The following is a 19,211-nucleotide window of genomic DNA, read 5'->3' as shown; positions in this document are numbered from 1 at the left end:
ATGAACAACAGGAGACAAGCCATGGCCACCGCCAGTGCTTACCATATTCTGGTGAAAACCCGTGAGGAAGCGGAACAGCTGCTGGCGCAGCTGAACAAGGGCGCCGACTTTAACAAACTGGCCAAGCGCCACTCACTGTGCCCGTCAAAGCGCCGGGGGGGCGATCTGGGCGAGTTTCGTAAAGGCGATATGGTCAAGGCCTTTGATGATGTGGTGTTTAAAAAGCCGCTTTATCAGGTGCACGGGCCGGTTAAAACCAAGTTTGGCTGGCACCTTATTAAAACCGTTTATCGTTCTACCGATCTGAAATAGCGCGACGGCAGCATCCTTGCTGCCAGATTTGCCATTTTATTTATGCTGCCGGGCAGCCAGTAAACCCTGCACATAGGCGCCGGCAAACATCCCTGCCAGGCTTAGCAGCAGGGGCCAGTTCCCCACACCGAGGCCTGCAATCGCGGGCCCCGGGCAAACGCCGCTAATACCCCAGCCAATACCGAACAGTGCTGCGCCGCCGATGGTGCGCTGCAACCCCACCAAGGTATGCTTTTTAAAGTGAGATTCCAGTACCGGCTTCCCCATCAGCTTGGGAATAAAGCGGAAACATAAAAAGGTGGTGAGCACCGCCGAGCCTAATACCAGCAGCAGCCCGAAGTCCTGAAAACGCAAAAACGACAGCACTACTTCTGGTTTGACCATACCGGACCACGCCAGGCCGGCACCAAACAACATGCCGCACAACAAAATGACTCCCTTGGATGCGATACGCATTACAGGCCTCCAAGCAGTGTGATCAGGTTGGCAGAGATAAAGGCCGTGGCCAGGAACGTCAGTACGGCAAACAAAGAAGGGGCGTGCAGTGACGCCATGCCGCAGATCCCGTGCCCGGAGGTGCAACCGCTACTGAGGCGGGCACCGAAACCGGCGATAAAGCCGCCCACGGCAAGCTGCCACCACTGTACCTGTGTGTGCCAGGGGCTGTGCTGGGCAAAGATAAACCAGTATAAGGCCGCCCCTGCAATCAGCCCGATGGCCAGCAACAGCCGCCAATGCCGCGAGGCAAGATGCTGTTGCTGGTGAAAGTAATGATGGCGTGACACCCACGACAAACTGGTGGTCAAAAAAGAACTCATACCGGCTACCTGGCCGGTAAAGATAAAGATCAGGCTTGTCGCCAGACCAATACAGATGCCGCCGGCAATGTAGTGAAAGACCCCCAGCGGAAAAAGTGACGCAATATCCATGATAACTACCTGCGTGTGCTTTGTTGTCATAACAAGGCGGGCATTATACCACCGGCGGTATCGGCGAATATCATAGTGCTGTCAAAACCAGTGACAGGGCGGATGGCTCCATTGCGGCATTTTCATGGAGGTTGCCGGCTTGGCCTGTAAGCCGTTTGGTCACGGCGACAAGAGTTTTGAGCAGGCTGAGCGTCTTAAAGCAAAAAAGGCCGCATTGCTGCGACCTTTTTCAAAATGGTGGGTGATACCGGGCTCGAACCAGTGACCCCCTCCTTGTAAGGGAGGTGCTCTCCCAACTGAGCTAATCACCCTAAAGCTGTAGTGCCGTCTTGGGAATATGACGTCACGTTGTCAAAATGGTGGGTGATACCGGGCTCGAACCAGTGACCCCCTCCTTGTAAGGGAGGTGCTCTCCCAACTGAGCTAATCACCCTAAAGCTGTAGTGTCGTCTTGGGAATAATGACGCCACATTGTCATACATGAGCAGGAAAATGGTGGGTGATACCGGGTTCGAACCAGTGACCCCCTCCTTGTAAGGGAGGTGCTCTCCCAACTGAGCTAATCACCCCTGCCATGTGGAGCGGTATTATAGGTGGGGCGATTGGGGTGTCAACCCAATTTTCCGCAACGCTGTCTGAGTGCTGGATTTTTCGGCATTCAGCCTGCTTGGGGCGCTTTCACAGCGGTGCTAGAATGTCGCACTTATCTGGCCTGCCTTAACTGAACAAGTGTATTGATGAACGTAAAAACCCGCTTTGCTCCCAGCCCAACCGGCTTTTTGCATGTTGGTGGTGCCCGCACCGCTCTGTATTCCTGGCTCTATGCCCGCGCCAATCAGGGCGAATTTGTGCTGCGTATCGAAGACACCGATCTGGAGCGCTCGACGCCGGAAGCCATTGAAGCCATTCTCGATGGCATGAAATGGCTGGATTTGAACTGGGATGAAGGCCCTTATTACCAGACCGCGCGTTTTGACCGCTACCGTGAGCTGGTGGCCAAGTTGCTGGAAGAAGGCAAGGCCTACAAGTGCTATTGCTCGGTGGAACGCCTGGATGCTATGCGCGAAGAGCAAATGGCCAATGGCGAAAAGCCCCGCTATGACGGCAAGTGCCGGCACCTGAGTGAAGCTCCGGCGGCTGATGCCCCTTTTGTGATCCGCTTTAAGAACCCGCAGCAGGGCTCGGTGGTGTTTGATGACCAGGTTCGGGGCCGGATTGAGTTTGCCAATCAGGAGCTGGACGATTTGATTATTCAGCGTACCGACGGCAGCCCCACCTACAACTTCTGTGTGGTGGTGGACGACTGGGACATGGGCATTACCCATGTGGTGCGCGGGGAAGATCACATCAACAACACGCCGCGGCAGATCAACATCCTCGAAGCCCTGGGAGCACCGATACCGAGCTATGCGCATGTATCGATGATCCTCGGTGATGACGGCAAGAAGCTGTCAAAACGCCACGGTGCGGTATCGGTAATGCAATACCGTGATGATGGCTACCTGCCGCAGGCGCTGCTCAACTATCTGGTACGACTGGGCTGGTCACACGGTGATCAGGAAGTCTTCAGCCGCCAGGAAATGATTGAGCTATTCAGCCTGGATGCCATCAATAAAGCCGCCAGTGCCTTTAATACGGAAAAGCTCAACTGGCTGAATAACCACTACATTCGAACCTTGCCGGCAGAAGAAGTGGCCAGCTATCTGGCCTGGCATATGGCCGATCAGGGTATCAACACTGACAACGGCCCAACGCTGGCAGCCTTGGTGAAGGTGCTTGGCGAGCGGGTGGATACGCTCAAGGAGCTGGCGGCGCAAAGCCGTTATTTCTATGAAGACTTCACGGACTTTGAACCGACCGCTGCGAAAAAGCATCTGCGGCCGGTGGCAGCAGAGCCTTTGGCGCTGGTAAAAAGTAAGCTGGCGGCGCTCAGTGACTGGACACCAGAAACCATTCATCAGGCGATTCAGGCTACGGCGGACGAACTGGCCGTGGGTATGGGCAAGGTGGGCATGCCACTGCGGGTTGCCATTACCGGTGCCGGCCAGTCACCGTCGCTGGATGTTACGGCGCACCTTATCGGCCAGCAACGTTGCCTTGCCCGCCTTGAGCAAGCCGCTGAATTTATAGCCAAACGCGCAGCCGAATAAAAAAAGCGTATTGACTTGGTTTTATGGGGTGCATAGAATGCGCCTCGCACTGACGGGGAGCACCGCTCCCCGCTGTCAGGGGCTATAGCTCAGCTGGGAGAGCGCTTGCATGGCATGCAAGAGGTCGGCGGTTCGATCCCGCCTAGCTCCACCAAACTCGGTTATTGGGTAGGTTTTTTAGTACCCGATAATTTAAAAGCCGTCAGTTACCTAGAACTGATGCAAAGGCAAAGCGGTGTAACCGTTCGACTTTGACCAGCAAAGTCTGCCTTGCAAAAATCAGAGCAAAATAATTTTTTGCCGAAACTGATTTTTGTCCCCTTCGTCTAGAGGCCTAGGACACCGCCCTTTCACGGCGGTAACAGGGGTTCGAATCCCCTAGGGGACGCCACAATTTGGGGCTATAGCTCAGCTGGGAGAGCGCTTGCATGGCATGCAAGAGGTCGGCGGTTCGATCCCGCCTAGCTCCACCAAATAAAGGGCCACTCGAATGAGTGGCCCTTTTTCTTTAGCCCCTGTAGCAGGCCTGAGCACCACCGTGAAATGCCAGGATAGTGTGACCGGCGCCACCTTTCTTTACTTCATAATTGATGTGTCAGTTAATTGTTGGTAGTGAAACCAGCAGTACCGTGATTTTCATGCCATCAACAATGGTACTTACAGGACGAAATATGAAGTGCAAAGGGGTTATGCTCGGTAGCCTAGCTACGGTGTTGCTGGCCGGTTGTACCAGCACCATGGAACAAATCATGGAACCGGCACTGAAGCGTGCCAATGTGCGGCTTTTTTACGGCAATGTCAGCCACCAGAATGGGCAATATCACGGCACCTGGTACAGCCGGGTCAATGCCGATGATACCGATGGCCCGGCACTATCTCAGCCTGCTATGCGCCAGGGGAAAACAGTACATAGTAGCGAGCAAAGCTGGTCTTTGACGCTGGCAACGTCACCGGCCGATCCGCTTAATGACCAGCAACAGCGACGCTGGCAACAGGGGTTAACGCAGTTGCAGGCCATCGCCTCATATCTCGACAGCCAGCAGCAAGTGCCGGTAGCAGGCTTTGTCAGGCTGATGCCAGCCAAAAGCCGTGTCAATGTGGTCACCGAGGTCGACGACAGCGCGGCACTGCCACTGGCTTATACCCTGGCGCTGAATAACCAGCAAGGCGCTGACAGCTCGGCATATCGCCAGCATATGCGTTATGGCTTGGCCGTTATGGGCTCGCTTTATCAACAGGCGGTAGATGCTCCCAGCCTGGACCCAGTCAAACGTCAGGCCAATGCCCAGTGTTGGAAAATTGCAGCCCGGCCGGCGCTGGCTCTGGGGCAAGCCGAAACAGTCAAGGGCGGTACCAAGGTGCCGATGCTGAGCATGGTGCTGGGCGTGTTCAAAAAGAACTATGAGCGCCACCATGATCCGGCGGCTTTGCAACTGTATGCCGGCACCTTGCTGATGAAAAATGCCCAGCACTACATGGATGCTCAGGGGCTCAGTTGGCCGCAAAAGGGCAGTGATGAGCGAAGTATTCGTGCCTCACTGAAATTTTGTCGGGCTTTTATTGCCTGGCAGGGTGATGTCACAACCACCATGATGCCGCTCAGTCTGGCAGATGCTCAGCCGGATTTTGTGCCGCCGGCCGGGTAATAATAAAGTCGCTCACTGAGCGGCTTTATTATTTTAGTAACGGCTGTAAAGTGGCCCAAATGTCTTCCATCAACAGCGGTTGCGCCTTGGCTGTAGGGTGGATGCCGTCGGCCTGGATCATGCCAGCTTCGGTGGCAATATGGCGGGCGAAAAAAGGCACCAGTGTGGCACCTTCGGCTTTGGCTACCTTGGCAAAGCTGGCTTTAAAAGCGTCTAGATAACGGGGCCCGTAGTTGGGCGGTAGCCAGATCTCCATCATTAATACTTTGGCGCCGGCCGCCTGGCTTTGTTTTACCAAGGCATTGAGATTCGCTTGCATGTTGGCTATCGGGTAGCCGCGCAGGCCATCGTTACCGCCCAGCTCAATAAACACCAGATCCGGGTGCTGTTGTTGCAAAATGGCCGGTAACCGGCGTAGCGCGCCGCCGGTGGTTTCGCCACTGATGCTGGCATTGACCAACTGCCAGCCAGGCGCCTGCTGCGCCATGCGTTCACTCAGCAACTTGACCCAGGTCTGATCGGTCTTCAGGCCATAACCGGCCGACAGCGAATCCCCCAGAATGAGCAGTGTTTTACTCCAGCTTAGAGGGCTTAGCAGCAGTAGCAGTAACAGTAAATATTTACGCATGGGGCCTCAGTGGGTAGTGCCGGCGCTGTGGTTGAGTTCCTCGGTTTTTGCCAGCAGAGTATCGCATAGCCGTTCCAATGCCGTGATCAAGGTCGGCAGTGGCAGGGATGGGTTGCCGGGGTGGCGCTGGGCCTGCTCTGGCAAAAAGGGAATGTGTACAAAGCCCACCGCCGGCTCCGGGCGCAGTTGGCGAGCCAGGTGGCAAGCACCATAAAACAAGTGGTTACAGACGTAAGTGCCGGCGCTATAGGACACTGAGGCTTCAATGCCGGCATGGTTGAGCTCGGCCACCAGCCTTTTTACCGGAACTGTTGCAAAATAGGCATTAGGGCCGCCCTTGACGACGGCCGTATCGATCGGTTGCTGGCCCTTGTTATCGGCTATTCGGGCGTCGTTGAGGTTGATGGCCACCTTTTCTAAGCTGATCCCGCTGCGGCCACCGGCCTGGCCGACAGCCAGGATCACCTCGGGTGCCAAAGCGCCGGCCGTTTGTGCCAATACGCTAATGGCTTCGTCGAACACACAGGGCAACATCAAACTGACCACACTGTCGCGGTAGCCAGCCAGGGCTTTTACGGCTTCCCAGGAGGGGTTTATCGGCTCACCGCCAAACGGCTCAAAGCCGGTGAGTAAAATTTTCATAATAGCCACCACATCAAGACAATATTCGCCAACAGCAACATCAGGGCAGTTGGTATCTGCGCTTTGATAACGCCGTGACGATCATCAAGCTCTAACAAAGCCGCCGGCACAACATTGAAATTGGCGGCCATGGGGGTCATCAGGGTACCGCAGTAGCCACTGAACATACCGATTGCCGCCATAATTGCCGGATCGGCATGATACTGGTCAACCAAAAAAGGAATGCCAATGCCGGCTGTCATGACCGGGAAAGCGGCAAAGGCATTCCCCATGATCATGGTAAAAAGGGCCATGCCAACGCCATAGGCAATGATCACCGCCAGGCGCATATCCTCCGGTAGCAATGACTTGGCAATAGCGGCAACCGCATCGCCAACGCCGGCATGGGCAAACAAGATCCCCAGGACCGCCAGCATTTGCGGTAGCAGCATGGGCCAGCCAACGGCGTCGGTCAGGCGGCGGTTTTCCTTCAGGCCCTGACCCAGGCTTTCGCGGGTCAGCTTTAGTGCCAGCACAAAAGCCAGCACACAGGCCAGGCCCAGGCTGACCAGAGTGGCCTGACGGGCCGGCACCCAGTGCAGACCCTGCTGGTCCAGCCAGGGTAGTAACAAACTACCGACCAGGGTCAGTAATGGAATGGTCAGTGCCGGCCAGAATAACCGGTGGCCAAGCAATGTGGCCCGCTGCTGACGTTGCTTTGGCTCCTCTTCCGGTGCCTGCCCGGCACTGACCCAGTTGAGCCCGCCAAGCAGCGCCATTATCAGCACCAGTACCCCGGTCACAGTTGCCGGCAGCCAGTCACTGACAATAAACAAGGCGCCAAACAGCGCCCAGAACAGCGCACTGCTCCAGCGTTTGGGGTGTGCGCTGTCCTTGAGTGTCAGCAGGGCATTGGCCAGTAACAGCAGGCCGGCCAGCCAATAGAAAAAGGTAACGGTCATTGCCCTGACCCCTGCCGTAACTGCCGGTCCAGTAACAACACCCGGGTGCCATGAATAAGCAGGGCGCACAGGGCCGTTGGCAGCCCCCACAGGGCAATATGCAAAGGTACGGTGTCAATGCCTGCATCGCTGAGGAAACTGTGCATCAGCATGACCGCGCCGAAAGCGACGAAGATATCCTCACCGAAAAACAAACCGACATTGTCGGTGGCCGCAGCCATGGCCCGCAGCCGTTGCTGCTGGTGCCGCTGCAACGGGCCAAAAAGGCGTTTGGCTGCTCCCTCGGTCATCGGTGCCAGTAACGGTCGTACCATTTGTGGGTGGCCGCCGAGGCTGGTCAGCCCCAGAGCGGCAGATAACTCCCGTAGCAGCAGGTAAAAAGCCAGTAAACGCCCGGCCGAGGCATACTGGAAGCGGGCAATCCACTGCCCGGCATGCTCGCGCAGCCCATGGCGCTCCAACAAGCCCACCACCGCCAGCGGTAACACCAAGATCAGCGACAGCGTCCTGGTGTGGGCAAAGCCATTGCCCAGGTCGGCGAGAATGGCACTCAAGGTCATCTGATCGGCAAAACCGGTGACGAGACCCGCCAGGGTCACAACCAGCAGCGGATTGAAACGCAAGGCAAAGCCAATGGCCACAGCGGCAACGCCCAACAACGGCCAGTAGTTAACGCTTTCCATCAGGTACCCGAATGGTGATGCTGCTATCGGTAAGCGATTGGCTCAGCATTTGCGCCAGGGCCAGAGCGGCGGGATTATCACCATGCAGGCACAGGGTTTCGGCGCGCAGCGACAAGACATTGCCATCACGGTCGTAAACACGGCCATGACAGACCATGTCCATCACCTGCTGGCGAACCTGCTGGTGGTCGGCCAATACGGCGTCGGGTTCGCTGCGCGGTGTCAAGCTGCCATCAGCACGGTAGCGGCGATCGGCAAACACCTCACTGACAGCCGGCACGCCCACTGCTTGTGCGCATTCGATCAGTGCACTGCCGGCCAGGCCGTAGAGCATCACATTATCGCCCAAGGCTTTGGTGGCGCAGACAATGGCCTCTGCCAGCGCCGGATCTTCGGCGGCCTGATTGTACAAGGCGCCATGTGGTTTGATGTGATGCAAACGGCCGCCCCGGGCTTCGGCCATGGCTTTGAGGGCGCCAGCCTGATAGAGCACCAGATCATAAACCTGCTGCAATGGCAGTTGCTGTGGTCGGCGACCAAAGTGGCTTTTATCGTCGTAGCCTGGGTGTGCGCCGATGGCTACGCCATGCTCAAGGGCGGCGTCCAGAGTGGCCGCCATGAGCGTCGGGTTACCGGCGTGAAACCCACAAGCAATATTGACGGAGCTCAGCAGGGGCATGAGTTCGCTATCGAAATCATAGCCTTCGCCCAGATCCGCATTGAAGTCAATGTGCAGCAAGGAACGCCTCCATATTCGCTAAATACTGTTGTTGCTGCTGCCAGGCAAAGTCGGCTTCGGCTGGCGAACAGGGCAGGAATGACAGATGGCGGCCAGGCCCCCACTGGCCCAATTGCCAGCGGTCAGCGCTGATCACCACCGCAATAATAGGATAGCCGCCGGTAGCCTGCGCATCGGGCCCTAAAATGATGGGCTGGCCATTACCTGGCACCTGGATCACGCCCGGCAGCACGCCCTGCGAGGGCAGTTGATCACCGGCGCTGCTGCTCAGGCGGGGACCGCTGAGGCGATATCCCATGCGGTTACTCTGGGCGTCAATATTCCAGTGATGGTGCCAAAGCCGCTGCTGCGATAATCGATCAAAGCTGTCGTAATGGGGTCCGGGCAGCAGCCGCAAGCGCCCGGCGCGGGGGAGCCGTACAAACTGTGGCTCGGCAAAGGATTGGCTGGGCTGCCAGTGCAGCTGCTGGCCGGTGACCAGCGGCGTATTGAAGCCGGCGCCGACATCAACACTGGCAGAGCCTAGCACCTGCGGAACCGTCAGCTCGCCACTAAACGCTAGGTAAGCGCGAAAACCCTGTTTGGGCTGGCGAAAATGCAATAGCTGGCCCGCTTTGACAGCAAAGCGCCAGCCAGGAGTAATGGGCTGGTCATCAAGGCTGGCACCAAGGTCGGCACCGGTCAGAGCTACCCAGCCACTTTTTTGTACCCGCAGCTGCGTCTGGCCGAAGGTGATTTCCAGCAAAGGAGCGTCGGGGGCTTTGGCCAGAAAGCGGTTAGCTACCTGCATTGCCAGGGTATCCATAGCCCCGGCTGCCGGTACTCCCTGTGCCCGAAGACCTGGGCGGCCACCATCCTGCACCGTGGCCAGCACCCCGGCTTTGAGTACCTCAATCATGACAACACCTCAAACTGCAGTTGATCGCCCGGTTGCAGTAATGCTGGAGGTTGTTGCTGAGGGTCAAACAGTGCACTGGTGGTGTAGCCGATCACTTGCCAGCCACCGGGGCTGGGGCGTGGGTAAATACCGGTTTGTGCACCGGCAATGCCAACAGCGCCGGCTTGTACACGGATCCGTGGCGAGGCCCGGCGGGGAACCGCCAAGCGCTTATCCATGCCGGTCAGGTAGGCAAAGCCGGGCATGAAACCGACAAAGGCAACATCGTAAATCGGCGCTATGTGGCGGGCGATGACTTCTTCTTCACTGAGACCGCAGTAATCGGCGACATAGCGCAAATCCGGCCCGTCATAGCGTACGCCAATGCGATGCAGGGTGCCTGTGGGCAGTGTCTTGGGACGTTTTTGCCAGCTTTGTATGGCCTGTTCGGCCAGTGCACTCATATCGGCCCTTGGGCTATGCAGCACAAGCGTTAGGTTACCCATGCCTGGTACCGTTTCGGCAATGGCCTGGTCAGAGGTTAATTGTTGAGCGAGCCAGATCAGTTGCCGCTGATGAATGTGATCAAACGGCGGCCTAAGGCTCAGGACCAGTGCATTGTCACCAAGAGGGGCCCAGTTCAGGCTCATACAGCTTCCTTTTGTGGGGTAAGGCCATAACCTATCGCCAAGTGCAGAAAATTGCACCATCGAAGCGACCAACCGCTACCTGCTTGGTTTGAGTATCAAAGCCGGTTATGGTCAAAGTCAAAATAACACTTTGATAACTTGAGGCTGTCATGAGCGAATGGATAATTGCCGCCCGGCAACTGAATAAAACGGTTAACACTGCCAGTGGTGGCCCATTAACCATTCTCAGGGATGTCAATTTGGCTGTCACGGCGGGCCAGACCCTGGCCATCATGGGGACCTCCGGCTCTGGTAAATCGACGTTACTGGGGTTGTTGGCTGGCCTGGACATAGCCAGTAGCGGTGACGTTGAGCTGGCCGGGCAGGCGTTATCCACTCTCAATGAAGATCAACGTTCAGCGCTGCGGGCTGAACAGCTGGGTTTTGTATTTCAGCAGTTTTTGCTGATAGACAGCCTGACGGCCGTGGAAAACGTCATGATCCCGGCCGAGCTGCAAGGGGCTCGCGATGCCCGCGAACGGGCTGAAGTATTACTGCAACAGGTGGGCCTTGGCGAGCGTATGGATCATTTCCCCGGGCAGTTATCCGGAGGTGAGCAGCAGCGGGTCGCCTTGGCCCGGGCTTTTATTACCCGCCCAGCATTGCTGTTTGCCGATGAGCCGACCGGCAACCTCGATACCCGCACCGGGCAGCAGGTTGCTGATTTACTGTTTGCCATGAATCGTGACCACGGCACCACGCTGCTGTTAGTCACCCACGACGCTAATCTGGCACAGCGTTGTCAGCAGGTCTTATCGCTTAGCGATGGCTGTTTGGAGGCCTGGCATGATCCGACCTGAATTGATCCGACGCTTTTTCTGGCGCGAGCTCAAACGTACCGATGTGATGATCATGCTGCTGGCCATCGTCCTGGCGGTCAGTTCGGTTGTCTCGCTGGCCCGTTTTTCGGAGGTACTGAACCAGGCCTTTGCCCGTAAAGGCGCCAGCTTTCTGGCCGCCGATCTGGTGCTGCGTTACAGCCAGCCGTTATCGGCCAAGCTGACTGCAGCTATCAGCAACAGTGGCCTCAAACATAGCCAGCAAGCCCGCTTTAGTACCATGCTGGTCGAGGGCCAGAAAATGCAACTGGCCGCCATCTATGCCGTGGATGGGCAATATCCATTGCGAGGGCAGGTGAAAATCAGCGATGCCCTGAATGCGCCGGTACGCACTGTAACCACAGGCCCGGCAGCAGGGCAGGTGTGGGTGTCCCGGCGGTTGGCTCAGGCGATGGGGATCCATGTTGGTCAGTCTGTGGAGGTGGGGTATGCAACCCTGACGGTCAGCCAGCTGCTGATTGAGGCGCCCGATGTTGGCCTGAATGTCTTTGCCGCGGCGCCACCGGTACTGATGAATTATGCTGATTTAGCAGCAACCCGGGTGATCCAGCCTGGTTCGCGCGTCAGCTGGCGCTGGCTGTTGAGTGGCCCCCCAAAGGCCCTCAGTCAGTTGGAAGCGGCCTTGACACCACAGCTGCCCAGCAGTGCTCGTTTTCTTGATATTCGCCGCTCGCAGTCACCTATCTCTGTGGCATTGAACCGGGCCGAGCGTTTTTTGCTGCTATCAAGCCTGTTGGGGGTGTTGCTGGCTGCGTTGGCGATTGGCGTAGCGGCGCGACGCTTTTGTGATGCTCACCTTGATACCGTGGCGCTATTAAAGGCGCTGGGGGCCAGGCGAGGGCAGGTAGTGTGGCTATTTGCCGGGCAGTTGGGGCTGGTTTTGCTGGCTGGAACCGGCCTGGGTATGGCGGTGGGGCTTGGGCTGGTGAAGCTCCTTTTGGCGCAATATGGGCAACTGCTGCCGGCCGACCTACCGCCAGCCACCTGGCTGCCGCTCTGGCTGGGCTTTGCCGTTGGGGGCACCTGCACCCTGGCCTTTGCTGCCTGGCCATTATGGCGATTGCTGAAGGTGCCTCCTATTCGGGTTTGGCGTGATGACAGTGGCGTCGGTATCCAGGGGCGCTGGCACTACTTGCTGGCCGCGCTGGCTATTTTTTCCGCTATTGCGCTATTTACCCGGGACTGGCGCTTAACCCTGGCGATCGCCAGTGGTGTTGGTGTGGCAGTGGTAACAGTGGTATCGGTCAGCACGGTACTGCTGTATTTACTGGGTAAAAGCCGCCGCTTAGGCGGTGTCTGGCGTTTGGCTGTGGCGGCTTTGCAGCGCCGCCGTGGAGCCAGTTTGGTGCAGCTGGGTAGTTTTACTCTGGCACTGATGCTGATGATCCTCATTCAGCTTATCAAGCATGACTTGCTGGCGGACTGGCAGCGCAGTTTACCGGCAGATGCGCCTAATTATTTTGTCGTCAATATCGCTCCGCAGGAAGTGCCGGCGGTCAGGCGTTTTCTGGCCCAGCATGGCAGTCATGCCAGCGATCTTTACCCGGTGGTGCGGGCGCGCCTGACCGCCATCAATGACGAGCAACTGGCTAGTGCTAACAGCAGCAACGCCAGAGGCGGCCGTGTTGGTGTTGATCGCGAGTTGAACCTGACCTGGCGCCAGCAACTGCCGGCGGCCAACCGTATTGTGGCCGGCCAGTGGTGGTCAGCGAATGCAGGGCCGGCGGTGTCCGTGGAGTCGGGAGTGGCGCAGCGCCTTGGCATAAAGTTGGGGGATGTATTGCACTTTCGGCTTGGCGCTCAACAGTTTTCGGCACCGGTGACCAACCTGCGTGACGTCGACTGGCAATCCATGCAGCCGAACTTTTTCATGATCTTCAGCCCAGCGGTGCTGGCTGATTTTCCAGCCAGCTACATTGCCAGCTTTTACATGCCAACCAGCCAGCGAGCCGCATTGACGCCGCTACTGAAGGCGCACCCGACCATTACCCTGATTGATGTGGACAACATTATCAGCCAGATCCGCCAGCTGATAGGGCAGGTGGCACTGGCACTGCAGCTTGTCTGGCTGCTTGTGGTGGCAGCGGCGCTGCTGGTGTTGTTAGCGGCAGTACAGGCCAGCCTTGATGAACGGCGCCGGGATCTGGGCGTGCTGCGAACCCTGGGCGCCAGCAACCGGGTTCTGTGGCGTTCTTTGGGGCTGGAATATTTGCTGTTGGGCGCCCTGGCGGGGTTAATGGCAGCATTGGCCAGTCAGGTATCACTGTACCTGTTGCAAACCCGGGTATTGAATTTGCCGGTAAACCTGCATTGGTCTTTGGCGTTATTTGCTTTATTTGGCGGTGCTGCCGGCGTTGCCGTACCGGCATTGCTACGCTTATGGCCGCTGCTTGGTAAAACACCGCTGCGATTAATTCGCAGCGAATAAGTATTTGGCCAGTGGTGTTAACAGATAGAGTTTTGATACCCTTGGGGGTATGTTGATTTTTTGTCAATATGGCTATACCCTAAGGGGTATAAAAGGAGGAATGTATGTCATTGCCAATCGAACCCTGCTTTACCCCGAAAGAAGGCCTGTTCTGCGCCGGTATGCCGACCGAGGCGGCACTGGCTGAAAGTCAGCAAAAAGGGGTGAAAACCGTGATCAACCTGGCCACCAGCAAGGAGCTGAGCTTCGATGAAGAAGCCGTCGTGAAGGCTCTGGGAATGCAGTACTTTCATTTCCCGATTGCCGGTGCGGATGACTTTACTCCTGATACCTGCCGGGCCTTTAAAGCCTTGCTGGATAAAGCCGAACAGCCGGTATTGCTGCATTGCGGCACCTCCAACCGGGTGGGGGCGATGCTGGCGGCGGTAGCTTATCACTGTGAGGGCGCTGAGTTGGAAGCGGCCCTGAGCCTGGGCCGTGACAGCGGGTTAACCCGCCTGGAAGGCCCTCTTCGTCAATGCTTGTGTGGAGAGTAAATGATGAACGTCGACAAACTGGTTATGCGTTTTGCTGGAACCGTGGTGCTGCTCAGCTTGTTGCTGGCGCATTATCACAGCGTGAACTGGCTGTGGCTGACGGCTTTTGTCGGGTTGAACCTGCTACAAGCGTCGTTCACCGGCTTTTGCCCATTGGCCACCATTCTCAAAAAGCTCGGCATCAAGCCGGGTAGTGCGTTTTAAGGGGGCGTAATGAAGGGACTTTGGTTGACGCTGGCACTGGCTGTGCCGGCTATGGCAGCGGAGTACACCGTTGAACCGGCACAGCTAGCCGAACGCATTCAGTTGCAGGGGCTGGTGGAATCCACCAACAGTGCCACCGTATCGGCACAGGTTTCCGGCCGGGTGGAAAAAGTGCTGGTGGATGTGGGTGATCAAGTGCCTGCCGGCGCCACCATTGTCACTATTACCTCCGTTGAGCAGCACCAGGCCCTGGCTCGGGCTCAAGCCCAGGAAGCGGCAGCGCGGGCGTCGCTGTTGTCGGCCCAGCAGGAGTGGGACCGGGTGAAAAGCCTGGTTGAACGCAAGTTGTTGCCGGTGGCTGAGCGCGACCGGGCCAAAGCCAGCCTGGACAATGCCAAGGCGCAATTGCGGGCGGCTGTTGCGGCGGCAAAGTCAGCACAAGAGCAGCTGTCTTACACTGCCGTCAAAGCGCCGTACTCTGGCTTAGTCAGCCAGCGGTTGGTTGAACCTGGCGAGATGGTGCAACCGGGTACACCGCTGATGAGCGGCTTTGATCCAACGGCGCTGCGTCTGCACGTTGACTTGCCTGCGGTACTGGCCAAAGGCGCCAATGAATTTCACTGGGCCCGGGTTGGTAATATTGTACCCACCAAGTTCTTGTTATTCCCCACCGCCGACTCTCAAACCGGTACCGTCCGGTTGCGCCTGAATCTGCCGAAAGACAGTGGTCTCATCCCCGGCCAATGGCAAACCGTGACCGTGCAAACCGGTGAGCATCAAGGGTTAGTGATCCCGAAAGCGGCAGTACGGCATCAGGGCGAGCTGACCATGGTGCGCATGCAAAATGGCCAGTGGCGCGCTATTCGCCTGGGTATGAGTGAAAACGGCAATGTCGAAGTGGTCAGTGGCCTCAATGCCGGCGAGGTGATCACCTATGAGTAAAGGCTTGGGGCTGGCGGGCCGCCTGGCGGCCTGGGGCGAGCGATCGCAACTGACACCGCTGCTGGCGTTGTTTGGCCTGATCCTGGGGATCCTGGCTGCTGCTATCACCCCCCGTGAAGAAGAGCCGCAGATTGATGTCACCATGGCCGATGTCATGGTGGCTTTTCCCGGTGCCCGGGCAAAACAGGTTGAAGATGAACTGGCAACGCCGCTGGAGCAGCATTTTTCACGGATGAGCGGCATTAAGCACGTCTATTCCGTGTCGCGCCCGGGGCAGGCTTTGGTGACGGTGCAATTTAAGGTGGGTGTAGCCCGGCAAAAGGCTCTGGTTGAACTCTTTGACAGCCTGTCTTCATGGGAGCAAAAACACCCCGGCACCTCACAGCCGCTGGTTAAGGCCCGTGGTATTGATGATGTACCGATCCTGGGGCTGACACTGACTTCGGACAGCCCAGATCTGGATCTCAAATCAGTGGCCGATACCCTCGCTGAACCCCTGAAAAATGTGCATGGGGTGCGGGATCTGGGCATTATCGGCGGTGAACCGGAACAAATTGATGTCACCTTGGACAGCAGTGCCTTAGCGCGGGTGGGGCTGGATCTCAGCGCTGTCGCCAAGGCCTTGCAAAGTCAGAATCAAAGTGGCCAGGCCGGCTACCGGCTGCAAGGCGGTAACCATATTTCAGTGCAGGCCGGTGAGTTCATCAACAGTGTCTCAACGTTGAAAAACCTCATCGTTGCCGTTGTTAACGGCAAGCCGGTGCGCCTGTCTCAGGTAGCGAAGGTGCAGGTAGGTTCCACCACGCCGAGCAATTATGTCTGGTCCCGTGACCGGGGTAAGAAGGCCAAACCAGCCATTACCCTGACCATCACCAAAAAAGCCGGCGAAAATGCCGTGGTGGTCGCAGATCGGGTGTTGCAACGTCTCGATACCCTGAAAAAACAGTGGCTGCCGCCGAACCTGAATGTGGAAATTACCCGCAACTACGGCAAAACCGCCAACGACAAAGCGAACAAGCTGATCCATAAGCTGATTTTTGCCACCTTGTCGGTTGTCGCACTGGTGCTGTTCACCCTTGGCCGCCGTGAAGCGGTAGTGGTCGGCAGTGCCGTGGTACTGACCCTGGCGATGACGCTGTTTGCTTCCTGGGCCTGGGGCTTCACCCTCAACCGGGTATCCTTGTTTGCGCTGATATTTTCCATCGGTATTTTGGTCGATGACGCCATCGTCGTGGTGGAAAACATCCACCGCCACCTCAGTATGGGGAAATCGCTGAAAACCGCTATACCAGGGGCTGTCGATGAAGTCGGGGGGCCAACTATTCTGGCCACCTTCACGGTCATTGCGGCCTTGCTGCCGATGGCGTTTGTCAGCGGCCTGATGGGGCCATACATGAGCCCGATCCCGATCAACGCCTCTTTGGGGATGCTGCTGTCGCTGCTGATTGCCTTGACAGTAACCCCCTGGCTGGCCCGGCACCTGCTCAAAGATGAGGCGCATGAGCACAAGCGTTCAGAGCGTTTGACCAATTTCTTTCGCAAGATCATGACGCCGCTGCTGACCAGCCGTAAAAAGCGTTACCTGATGGGCTTCGGTCTGATTGGCCTGATCGTGTTGGTAATGGGGCTGGCGGTGGTCAAAGCGGTGGTGCTGAAAATGCTGCCCTTTGATAACAAGAGCGAAATCAAGCTGGTGCTGGATATGCCGGAAGGCACCACTCTGGAAAAAACCAACGCGACCTTGCTGGCTATGGCGAAGAAGCTGGACAGCGTTGACGAAGTGGTGGCAACGGAGATCTATGCCGGCACGGCGGCGCCCATTGGCTTTAATGGTCTGGTACGTCAGTACTATCTGCGCCAGGGAGCCAATATGGGTGATGTACAAATCACGCTGAAAGACAAGCATCACCGCGCTCGCTCCAGCCATGCCATTGCGCTAGCTATTCGGCCGTTGTTGCAGCCCATTGCCAAAGCGGCCGGCGGTAGCCTGAAAATCGTTGAAGTACCGCCAGGGCCACCAGTATTGGCGCCCATTGTTGCTGAGATCTACGGCCCTTCTGAAAAGGGGCGGGTAGAGGGTGCCCAGCAGGTGATCAAGGCGTTGGCCAATACCCAGGGGATTGTCGATATGGACAGCACCCTGGTGGCCGACAACAGCGAAGAGATCTGGGCAGTCAATCACCAAAAAGCCGCCTTGTTGGGAGTAAACCCCGCGCAGGTGGTGCAGGTGCTGCAAACGGCACTGGCAGGCATGAACGTTACCTACGTTGATATGCCAAACCAGAAGCAGCCGGTGCCGGTGGAACTGCGTTTGCCGCCTAACTGGCAGGGGCAACTGAGCCAGCTCGAAGGGCTGACCGTCACCAGCAATAGTGGTAAAGCGGTGCCGATCAGTGAGGTCATTGAGCGTAAGACGGTGCCGATTCAACAATGGCGCTACCACAAGGATCTACGCCCGGTGGTGTATGTCACGGCGGATATGGCCGGCAAGCTCGACAGCCCGTTGTATGGCCTGTTTGAAGCCGCAGGTCACATCAAGCTGCCGCAGAACTACACCGAGCAGCCGGACATCTGGGACAAAACCTCGATGAAGTGGGACGGTGAGTGGCAGATCACCTATGAAACCTTCCGCGACATGGGGATCGCCTATGCGGTAGGGCTGCTGCTCATCTACATGCTGGTTGTTGGCCAGTTTGGCAGCCATGGCGTACCACTGGTGATCATGGCGCCTATCCCGCTGACGCTGATCGGTATTTTGCCGGGACACGCCATGCTGGGAGCGCAGTTCACGGCGACCTCGATGATCGGCATGATTGCTTTGGCCGGGATCATCGTTCGAAATTCCATCTTGCTGGTGGACTTCATACGCGAAGCCGTTGCTGAAGGGACACCGCTCAATGAAGCGGTTATCCATTCGGCTGCGGTGCGGGCCAAGCCTATTATTCTGACGGCAGTGGCGGCCATGCTGGGGGCCTTCTTTATTCTTGATGACCCCATATTCAACGGTCTGGCCGTTAGCCTGATCTTTGGTATTGCGGTATCGACAGCCATGACGCTGGTCGTGATCCCGTTGCTGTATGCCTCACTTTTGCGGAGGAAAATGCAATGAAACTCAGCCCTTGGTGGTTACTGATGCTGCCGTTGGCAGCATCAGCCAATGACATGGACACCGGCCGGCAGGTTGCCGGTAAGTTCAAACAATCATTGATGCATGTGCTCACGCAGGCCGTCCAAGAGGGCGGCCCGGTAGCGGGCATCAATGTCTGTCATGGCTCCGCCAAGGTACTGGCCGAGCAGCTGGGTAAGGCCCATGGCGTGACCCTGGGGCGTATCGGTACCCGTACCCGTAGCCCGGCTAATGCGCCGGTAGCGCATTGGCAACAGGTACTGCTGAAAACCATGGAGCAACAGCCGCAGCCGCAGCTGGTTGCAGTGGATGGTAAGCGCTTTTATATCGAACCGCTGCGGATCCAGGCGCAATGCCTGGTTTGCCATGGTTCACCGGAACCGGCCGTGAAAACGGCACTGGCCAAGTATTACCCCGATGATCAGGCTACCGGCTATCAGCTAGGGGAACTGCGTGGTCTGGTATGGGTGCAATTGCCTCTGGACAACCGCAGCGAGGATCCGCAAGATGACCGGCCACTCTAACTCTGATCCTTTGTTTGCCATGCATCCAACCCCGGAACAACAAGACAAAATGGTCAAGCGTCTGGCCCGTATTGAGGGCCAGCTGCGCGGTATTCAGAAGCTGCTGCGTGAGCAGGCCGACTGCGACAAAATCATGCAGCAATTGACGGCGTCCCGTAAGGCATTGGACAAGGCCTTTTTTGAAATGATGGCCTGCGTCATTGAAGGCAATGTGTTGGAGGAGTCGGCAACCGACACCGAAGAGCGCATGGCTGAAATCCGCAAACTGTTGACCAAATACGCATAACGCTGCTTTTTCATCCCCCCGGGTGGCAGGACTCACCCGGATGGGTGATGGTTACATCTGTTATAGCTGCCTAGACTGTACCTGAATTT

At 57.2% G+C, this 19,211-nt stretch carries 20 protein-coding genes and 6 tRNA genes; 14 read left to right on the top strand and 12 right to left on the bottom strand.

The window, feature by feature from the left end; translation table 11 throughout:
• The first annotated feature begins 21 nt into the window (after positions 1-21).
• Positions 22-312 carry a peptidylprolyl isomerase gene (locus WDB70_RS09020; RefSeq protein ID WP_406663553.1) on the top strand — a complete coding sequence of 97 codons (291 nt, stop codon included), beginning with the start codon at positions 22-24 and terminating at the stop codon, positions 310-312.
• A gap of 36 nt (positions 313-348) precedes the next feature.
• On the opposite strand, the gene WDB70_RS09015 is transcribed toward WDB70_RS09020, so the two are convergent.
• The 5 genes from WDB70_RS09015 to WDB70_RS08995 all read right to left on the bottom strand — a co-directional run bounded on the left by WDB70_RS09015 (position 349) and on the right by WDB70_RS08995 (position 1,810).
• Positions 349-768, bottom strand: a complete 420-nt coding sequence (locus WDB70_RS09015) for a YeeE/YedE family protein (RefSeq protein ID WP_406663551.1) — start codon at positions 766-768, stop codon at positions 349-351.
• Positions 768-1,241 (bottom strand): YeeE/YedE family protein, encoded by a 474-nt coding sequence (locus WDB70_RS09010; RefSeq protein ID WP_406663549.1) that lies wholly within the window; start codon positions 1,239-1,241, stop codon positions 768-770. The genes WDB70_RS09015 and WDB70_RS09010 overlap by 1 nt, the downstream gene beginning before the upstream one ends.
• 235 nt (positions 1,242-1,476) lie before the next feature.
• Positions 1,477-1,552 (bottom strand) — tRNA-Val (locus WDB70_RS09005).
• 46 nt (positions 1,553-1,598) lie between these two features.
• Positions 1,599-1,674, bottom strand: a tRNA-Val gene (locus tag WDB70_RS09000).
• A gap of 60 nt (positions 1,675-1,734) precedes the next feature.
• Positions 1,735-1,810 (bottom strand) — tRNA-Val (locus tag WDB70_RS08995).
• 168 nt (positions 1,811-1,978) lie between these two features.
• On the opposite strand from WDB70_RS08995, the gene gltX reads away from it, so the two are divergent.
• The 5 genes from gltX (at position 1,979) to WDB70_RS08970 (ending at position 5,037) form a co-directional block, all read left to right on the top strand.
• Entirely contained in the window at positions 1,979-3,391 is a 1,413-nt protein-coding gene (gene gltX, locus WDB70_RS08990; protein WP_406663547.1) for a glutamate--tRNA ligase, read from the top strand.
• A 78-nt stretch (positions 3,392-3,469) separates the two neighbouring features.
• Positions 3,470-3,545: transfer RNA gene (locus tag WDB70_RS08985), tRNA-Ala, on the top strand.
• Positions 3,546-3,706: 161 nt separating this feature from the next.
• Positions 3,707-3,782, top strand: a tRNA-Glu gene (locus tag WDB70_RS08980).
• A 6-nt stretch (positions 3,783-3,788) separates the two neighbouring features.
• Positions 3,789-3,864 (top strand) — tRNA-Ala (locus WDB70_RS08975).
• A 198-nt stretch (positions 3,865-4,062) separates the two neighbouring features.
• Entirely contained in the window at positions 4,063-5,037 is a 975-nt protein-coding gene (locus tag WDB70_RS08970) for a hypothetical protein (protein ID WP_406663545.1), read from the top strand.
• A gap of 28 nt (positions 5,038-5,065) precedes the next feature.
• Here the strand turns inward: WDB70_RS08970 and WDB70_RS08965 are convergent, their stop codons facing one another.
• From WDB70_RS08965 to pxpB, 7 genes are read right to left on the bottom strand one after another with little or no spacing between them, the layout of a single operon-like run.
• Positions 5,066-5,665: an arylesterase gene (locus WDB70_RS08965; protein WP_406663543.1), complete on the bottom strand. Its 600-nt coding sequence runs from the start codon at positions 5,663-5,665 to the stop codon at positions 5,066-5,068.
• Between the two features lie 6 nt (positions 5,666-5,671).
• Entirely contained in the window at positions 5,672-6,310 is a 639-nt protein-coding gene (pcp, locus tag WDB70_RS08960; RefSeq protein ID WP_406668056.1) for a pyroglutamyl-peptidase I, read from the bottom strand.
• On the bottom strand, positions 6,304-7,248 hold the full coding sequence (locus WDB70_RS08955; protein ID WP_406663541.1) for a DUF979 domain-containing protein: 945 nt from the start codon (positions 7,246-7,248) through the stop codon (positions 6,304-6,306). The genes pcp and WDB70_RS08955 overlap by 7 nt, the downstream gene beginning before the upstream one ends.
• Positions 7,245-7,934 carry a DUF969 domain-containing protein gene (locus tag WDB70_RS08950; protein ID WP_406668054.1) on the bottom strand — a complete coding sequence of 230 codons (690 nt, stop codon included), beginning with the start codon at positions 7,932-7,934 and terminating at the stop codon, positions 7,245-7,247. The genes WDB70_RS08955 and WDB70_RS08950 overlap by 4 nt, the downstream gene beginning before the upstream one ends.
• Entirely contained in the window at positions 7,918-8,667 is a 750-nt protein-coding gene (locus WDB70_RS08945) for a 5-oxoprolinase subunit PxpA (protein WP_406668052.1), read from the bottom strand. The genes WDB70_RS08950 and WDB70_RS08945 overlap by 17 nt, the downstream gene beginning before the upstream one ends.
• Positions 8,657-9,568 (bottom strand): biotin-dependent carboxyltransferase family protein, encoded by a 912-nt coding sequence (locus WDB70_RS08940; protein WP_406663539.1) that lies wholly within the window; start codon positions 9,566-9,568, stop codon positions 8,657-8,659. Before WDB70_RS08940 ends, WDB70_RS08945 begins: the two co-directional genes overlap by 11 nt.
• Positions 9,565-10,197 carry a 5-oxoprolinase subunit PxpB gene (pxpB, locus tag WDB70_RS08935; protein ID WP_406663537.1) on the bottom strand — a complete coding sequence of 211 codons (633 nt, stop codon included), beginning with the start codon at positions 10,195-10,197 and terminating at the stop codon, positions 9,565-9,567. The genes WDB70_RS08940 and pxpB overlap by 4 nt, the downstream gene beginning before the upstream one ends.
• A gap of 149 nt (positions 10,198-10,346) precedes the next feature.
• On the opposite strand from pxpB, the gene WDB70_RS08930 reads away from it, so the two are divergent.
• The 8 genes from WDB70_RS08930 (at position 10,347) to WDB70_RS08895 (ending at position 19,122) form a co-directional block, all read left to right on the top strand.
• Positions 10,347-11,036: an ABC transporter ATP-binding protein gene (locus WDB70_RS08930; protein ID WP_406663535.1), complete on the top strand. Its 690-nt coding sequence runs from the start codon at positions 10,347-10,349 to the stop codon at positions 11,034-11,036.
• Positions 11,023-13,503, top strand: a complete 2,481-nt coding sequence (locus WDB70_RS08925; protein WP_406663533.1) for an ABC transporter permease — start codon at positions 11,023-11,025, stop codon at positions 13,501-13,503. The genes WDB70_RS08930 and WDB70_RS08925 overlap by 14 nt, the downstream gene beginning before the upstream one ends.
• A gap of 104 nt (positions 13,504-13,607) precedes the next feature.
• Positions 13,608-14,039: a beta-lactamase hydrolase domain-containing protein gene (locus WDB70_RS08920; protein WP_406663531.1), complete on the top strand. Its 432-nt coding sequence runs from the start codon at positions 13,608-13,610 to the stop codon at positions 14,037-14,039.
• Positions 14,040-14,243, top strand: coding sequence for a DUF2892 domain-containing protein (locus WDB70_RS08915; RefSeq protein ID WP_406663529.1), 204 nt, complete (start codon positions 14,040-14,042; stop codon positions 14,241-14,243).
• Between the two features lie 9 nt (positions 14,244-14,252).
• A complete protein-coding gene (locus WDB70_RS08910) occupies positions 14,253-15,185 on the top strand; it encodes an efflux RND transporter periplasmic adaptor subunit (RefSeq protein ID WP_406663527.1) in 933 nt (310 codons plus the stop codon).
• Positions 15,178-18,294 carry an efflux RND transporter permease subunit gene (locus WDB70_RS08905; RefSeq protein WP_406663525.1) on the top strand — a complete coding sequence of 1,039 codons (3,117 nt, stop codon included), beginning with the start codon at positions 15,178-15,180 and terminating at the stop codon, positions 18,292-18,294. Before WDB70_RS08910 ends, WDB70_RS08905 begins: the two co-directional genes overlap by 8 nt.
• Positions 18,291-18,836: a DUF3365 domain-containing protein gene (locus WDB70_RS08900; RefSeq protein WP_406663523.1), complete on the top strand. Its 546-nt coding sequence runs from the start codon at positions 18,291-18,293 to the stop codon at positions 18,834-18,836. Before WDB70_RS08905 ends, WDB70_RS08900 begins: the two co-directional genes overlap by 4 nt.
• A complete protein-coding gene (locus WDB70_RS08895) occupies positions 18,820-19,122 on the top strand; it encodes a metal-sensing transcriptional repressor (protein ID WP_406663522.1) in 303 nt (100 codons plus the stop codon). The genes WDB70_RS08900 and WDB70_RS08895 overlap by 17 nt, the downstream gene beginning before the upstream one ends.
• Positions 19,123-19,211 lie beyond the last annotated feature (89 nt).

The organism is Gallaecimonas aegicerasi, assembly GCF_045291545.1.
Classification (GTDB): Bacteria; Pseudomonadota; Gammaproteobacteria; order Enterobacterales; family Gallaecimonadaceae; genus Gallaecimonas.
Note: the sequence above shows the minus strand (reverse complement) of the source record. Positions and strands in the feature narration are given on the sequence as shown.